This is a genomic window from Flavobacterium aurantiibacter (genome assembly GCF_002251775.1).
Taxonomy (GTDB): domain Bacteria; phylum Bacteroidota; class Bacteroidia; order Flavobacteriales; family Flavobacteriaceae; genus Flavobacterium; species Flavobacterium aurantiibacter.
In genome coordinates this window covers 1-2,153 of sequence record NZ_NOXX01000117.1, presented here as the reverse complement: position 1 = coordinate 2,153, position 2,153 = coordinate 1, and the positions used below count along the sequence as shown (strand labels likewise).

Here is a 2,153-nt window from a genome sequence, read left to right as displayed (position 1 = left end):
GCTTTTCTGTCTCTTTGTTTATCAGCGAGTTAAAAAATAATTGCAAAATAGTTGCTAAAAAGTTTGGAAAAGGGGTTTTAGAAACACTACTTTTGCACCCGCTAAACCGAACAGGCGCGGCGTAGGTTCTGAGTTTTTTTGTGGGCGATTAGAAATAGGAATAATTTCTTGCACAGTTGCGGGAGATGTTTTATTTTGGTTGTCCGTTTCGGTAAAAAGGGGTTTAAATTTTTTTTACTTTTTTCTTGCCAGAAATAAAAAAGCTATTTACTTTTGCACCCGCTTTGACCCGCAAGGGTTGAGGGATTAGAAAAGAGAAGATACGTTCATAGACATATTGAATTGACAGCACAATATTGAGTAGTGATGCTTGATATTGAGATTTAAGAAAGAGTAAGAGTCGCGTGGATATTATTGAGTTCAACTACTTAAAAATAATAATAATCTACGATGAAGAGTTTGATCCTGGCTCAGGATGAACGCTAGCGGCAGGCTTAACACATGCAAGTCGAGGGGTAGAAATAGCTTGCTATTTTGAGACCGGCGCACGGGTGCGTAACGCGTATGCAACCTACCTTGTACATAGGGATAGCCCAGAGAAATTTGGATTAATACCTAATGGTGTTATGAATCGGCATCGGTTTATAACTAAAGATTTATCGGTACAAGATGGGCATGCGTCCCATTAGCTAGTTGGTATGGTAACGGCATACCAAGGCTACGATGGGTAGGGGTCCTGAGAGGGAGATCCCCCACACTGGTACTGAGACACGGACCAGACTCCTACGGGAGGCAGCAGTGAGGAATATTGGTCAATGGGCGCAAGCCTGAACCAGCCATGCCGCGTGCAGGATTAAGGTCCTATGGATTGTAAACTGCTTTTGTACGGGAAGAAACAACTCTTCGAGAAGAGTCTTGACGGTACCGTAAGAATAAGGATCGGCTAACTCCGTGCCAGCAGCCGCGGTAATACGGAGGATCCAAGCGTTATCCGGAATCATTGGGTTTAAAGGGTCCGTAGGCGGCCTTATAAGTCAGTGGTGAAATCTCACGGCTCAACCGTGAAATTGCCATTGATACTGTAGGGCTTGAATGGCTGTGAAGTAACTAGAATATGTAGTGTAGCGGTGAAATGCTTAGATATTACATGGAATACCGATTGCGAAGGCAGGTTACTAACAGTTTATTGACGCTGATGGACGAAAGCGTGGGTAGCGAACAGGATTAGATACCCTGGTAGTCCACGCTGTAAACGATGGATACTAGCTGTTTGAGCGCTTCAGGCGTTTGAGTGGCTAAGCGAAAGTGATAAGTATCCCACCTGGGGAGTACGAACGCAAGTTTGAAACTCAAAGGAATTGACGGGGGCCCGCACAAGCGGTGGAGCATGTGGTTTAATTCGATGATACGCGAGGAACCTTACCAAGGCTTAAATGTAGATTGACGTATTTGGAAACAGATATTTCTTCGGACAATTTACAAGGTGCTGCATGGTTGTCGTCAGCTCGTGCCGTGAGGTGTCAGGTTAAGTCCTATAACGAGCGCAACCCCTGTTGTTAGTTGCCAGCGAGTGATGTCGGGAACTCTAGCAAGACTGCCGGTGCAAACCGTGAGGAAGGTGGGGATGACGTCAAATCATCACGGCCCTTACGCCTTGGGCTACACACGTGCTACAATGGCCGGTACAGAGAGCAGCCACTTCGCAAGGAGGAGCGAATCTATAAAGCCGGTCACAGTTCGGATCGGAGTCTGCAACTCGACTCCGTGAAGCTGGAATCGCTAGTAATCGGATATCAGCCATGATCCGGTGAATACGTTCCCGGGCCTTGTACACACCGCCCGTCAAGCCATGGAAGCTGGGGGTGCCTGAAGTCGGTGACCGCAAGGAGCTGCCTAGGGTAAAACCGGTAACTAGGGCTAAGTCGTAACAAGGTAGCCGTACCGGAAGGTGCGGCTGGAACACCTCCTTTCTAGAGTACGAATAAGATAAAGGATACGTGCTTTTACTCTTGCTGTTAATTTAAGATTTACGATAAATACATAGAGTCTCGTAGCTCAGCTGGTTAGAGTACTACACTGATAATGTAGGGGTCGGCAGTTCGAGTCTGCCCGGGACTACTTTTTTAAAAGCGAACAGCTAAAAGCTGACAGCT

General features: G+C 46.5%; 1 tRNA gene and 1 rRNA gene. Both read left to right on the top strand.

The features are described from left to right. Positions 1–447: 447 nt before the first annotated feature. A 16S ribosomal RNA gene (locus CHX27_RS01985) occupies positions 448–1,970 on the top strand. 74 nt (positions 1,971–2,044) lie between these two features. Further along, a tRNA-Ile gene (locus CHX27_RS01980) sits at positions 2,045–2,118 on the top strand. Positions 2,119–2,153: the final 35 nt, after the last annotated feature.